The organism is Bacteroidia bacterium (assembly GCA_026932145.1).
Lineage (GTDB): Bacteria > Bacteroidota > Bacteroidia > J057 > JAIXKT01 > JAIXKT01.
Genome location: JAIXKT010000020.1, coordinates 19,919 through 23,645 on the forward strand (window position 1 = coordinate 19,919; position 3,727 = coordinate 23,645).

At 38.0% G+C, this 3,727-nt stretch carries 3 protein-coding genes; all 3 read left to right on the forward strand.

What is annotated here, in order from left to right:
• The coding region (locus tag LC115_05560) for a transposase (protein MCZ2356145.1) at window positions 1-494 on the forward strand (494 nt) is incomplete at its 5' end.
• Between the two features lie 76 nt (window positions 495-570).
• Entirely contained in the window at window positions 571-1,392 is an 822-nt protein-coding gene (locus tag LC115_05565; protein MCZ2356146.1) for an AAA family ATPase, read from the forward strand.
• 489 nt (window positions 1,393-1,881) lie between these two features.
• A complete protein-coding gene (locus LC115_05570) occupies window positions 1,882-3,531 on the forward strand; it encodes a T9SS type A sorting domain-containing protein (GenBank protein ID MCZ2356147.1) in 1,650 nt (549 codons plus the stop codon).
• Window positions 3,532-3,727: the final 196 nt, after the last annotated feature.

Sequence of the window (3,727 nt, forward strand, 5' to 3'; positions counted from 1 at the left end):
CTCTCAAGTCAAATCGGAAAGTTGCCTTGACACTGGATGATAAGCAAAACGGTCGTTACACAAGTATTAAGTCCCTGAAGCCGGAAGGGCGCACTGCGGTGGTGTGGGTTGAGCAGTTGGATTTCCCAATTCTCATTGCATGCCAAATTTTCACAAACGAGAATGATACTGCTGCGCTCTATCTGGCTTCTAACGACTTAAATTTGTCATACGAGCAAATCACTGCAATCTATCACAAACGATGGAAAGTAGAAGAGTATCACAAATCCATCAAGAGCAATGCTTCGTTTGCCAAATCACCTACACGCACAATAACAACACAAAAAAGTCATTTCATTGCTTCGCTGACAGCGTTTAATCGGTTTGAATTACTGAAAGTAAGAAAAAACAAAAGTCATTTTGCACTGAAAAATTATTTGAACATAGTAGCACTACGAAAAGCAAAGGAAGAATTACAGCATTTATTAACACCAAGTCTTAAAAATACTACTTAATATTGCGTAACATCAGTTACTAAATTTTTTCCGAGCAGAAGCAGAGAGATTAAGAAACCAGCATCAAGGGAATCAAATAATTTTTGCTTTTGAAGAACCTGAAACATCTCAACATCCAGACCATCAGGAAATGTTAATTCAAGCATTTATTGAATTAGCAAATACAGGCAATTCTCAAATTATTTTAACAACACACACTCCTGCTCTAGCTGGACTATTACCATTAGAAAGTTTGAGGTTTATTGAAAAAACTGTAGACGACAGAAATATCGAACTCGGAACTGATGAAGTTTTTGAAAAAGTCGCACAAACACTTGGTGTTTTAGCCGACCCTATTCCAAAAAATGCGACAGCAATAATTTTAATTGAAGGAAAAAGTGATGTAGCGTTTTTCAATCACACTGTTATCCAACTCAAAAACGCAGGGCATTTGACTCATACATTTCAAGAGAAGAGAATAGCACTTGTGCCTATCGGTGGTTGTGGTAATTTGAAACATTGGCAGACTTTAAAATTAGTTGACCAATTCCAAATACCTTATTGCGTTTTACTTGATTCGGATAAGGGAACCAATGAAGAGCAAAAAAATATTGACACGATTTCTGACCTAGTTCAGAATGGTATAAAAGCTTATTTGACGAAGAAAAGAGAACCAGAAAATTATATTCATTTGGATTGTCTTCAATTGCCAGCAGGGAGCGTTTTTACACTAACTGACACTTGTGATGCAAAGGTTCTAATAGCAAATGAGAAATCAACAAAAAAGGAGTTAATTCTTGAAAAGTTTTGGACAAGAATGACAGCGGACCAAATTAGAGAAGTTGAACAATATGACGATAACGGAACAATTAGATTTGAATTTTCTGAAATGTTCCAAGACTTTTTGAATGTAGTATGACAAGAAGTACTGGCTATAACAGGCGTTTGGCAAAAAAGCGGCTTCAGTGCTTAAATGAAGCTTTCTGCTTCGTATCAAATTCGGTGCTGGCAGAAAGTTTAGTGCTTCGAAATCCGCTTCTTCGCCAAGCGCCAAAACGTTGAGCGACATTACGCCTGCGGCGTAGTTTTGTTCTTTGTGTTTTGCTGCGCAAACACTCCCATCCAAAACAAATGTCGCTCAACGCAGCGCTTGACCTAATTTTGTCTAAGATACGCCTGGGCTTTGCGCCGGCTGCGGCTCGCACCGCTCGCCGTTCCGGCTAACGTCGCCCAACAAAACACTTGACAAAATTAGATCCCAAGAAAAAAAACACCGGAATACCAAAATAAATTTTGGTCTTCTCTTTTTTTTCTCGGAACTTCGTCAAGCGCTGCGTTAGTGCCAATGCTAAAGACAATTTAAACCTTTGCAAACAGACAGCATCAAATAAAAATAAACCTCAAAGACATGAAAAAATATTTATTCTTCCCGATATTAATAGTAACCATCAACCTTTATGGGCAACAACTTCCAGGTTTTGGGCTCACTGGTTTGAAATATTTTGACCTCACCCATAATCCGGGTAATATTCCTATTATACAAACTTCGTGGATAAAAAAAAATTTAGATTCTCTAAATGTTCCAATTGTCAGACAAATGGAAAATCACGGGTTAACATGGGACTACATGGAAACCCCAAATAATAGTTTTCATTTTTTAAAAGCAGATTCATTGATTATCATAAACCCTGTTACAAATTTTTTTGCAGAATTATTTTATAGTAGAGGGGCTACTTCGGATTTGCGATTCGCACCATGGGATACATCACATCTATACGATTCCGCTTCCTACAGACAGGACTATGTATTAAAAGTGGTTAGTCACTACAAAAACTATATTGACTTTTGGGAAATAGGAAATGAACAATCTCACGGATGGATGGCACGTGTATTTCAACCATATCAATATGCTAATCTTGTACAGGAAACATCGCCAACAATATATTCTACTGACCCTGGCTCTAAAATCGTTTTATCAGGACTCGGTAGTCCTGAAGACGAGTGGAACACAAATGATTCAAACATTGTATGGCTTGACAGTGTGCTAATTGCACTTGGCAACAACCCCGGACAATATTTTGACATCGTTGATTGTCATATGTATATTGACTGGTATAGGATTCCTGTTTTTATCAGAAAAATTCAGTCAATCCTTAATCAACATGGTTGCGGCAATAAATTTATCATGGTAGGCGAGAACGGCATCTCAAGTGATTATTCAAATACATGGCCATTGGCAGGTGTAGGAACGAAACAACAAGCCAATGAAATATTTACACGCATGTGTCTGGCAGTTGCATCGGGTGCGGTTCAGAGCAATTGGTTCTCACATATTGATGGTTTTGGCAACAATGGAAATTTTCAGGGATACGGGTCTGTTTATCATGAACCAAACGGACTTATCTCTCAAAAACCCAGTTGGTATAGTTTGCAACTATTATATAATGAACTGGTCAATTTTACAAGTGTTCAAATGATTTCCGAGGGCGATTCTTTAACGGGAAATGGAAATTATGTGATCAAATTTATAATCGGAGGTCAGGAAAAATATGTTGCATGGAATGTCAATGGCAGTAATTACACCTTGACCGGCTTAACAGGAAATTCTGCTCAGATAAAAAATACAGTTTGCAACACAAGTATTCAGACCATCGGTTCCCTGACAGATGAGTGGCCAGCATTGGTAAACAACAATCCTGTTTTTCAGACAAACACAGCAAGTATTTCAGGAGGTAATTTGAATCTTACTCTTAGTTCAACACCAATATTGATTACCATCAACAACAATACAGGGATAACAGAAGAAAATGAAAACCAAACATTTTCTATTTACCCAAATCCGTTTTCTTCGCAGACAATTTTGCAAACAAACAAAAACTTACAAAACGCAACTCTTACAATAGAAAACATTTTCGGGCAAACCGTTTCGCAAATAAAAAATATCAGCGGACATACAGTAATTCTTAATCGTGACAATCTTGCTACAGGACTTTATTTCGTTCGGCTAATGCAGGGCAATAAAATATTAATAGTTAAAAAAACCCTAATCACGGACTGACACGCAAGGCAGAAGCACTGGCACTAACAAGCAGTTTGGCAAAATGGCGGGGTTAGTGCTAAATTCAACGGTAGTTCTTCGATTGAACCTTAGTGCAAAACTGAACATTAGTGCTTCGATTTCCGCCACTTCGCCAAGCTGCTAAACCGTTGAGCGACATTACGCCTGCGGCGTAGTTTTGTTCTTCGTGTTTTGC

Excerpts from the sequence above, each read along its gene's own strand:
- LC115_05570 (MCZ2356147.1), top strand. The coding sequence starts at position 1,882 with ATGAAAAAATATTTATTCTTCCCGATATTAATAGTAACCATCAACCTT.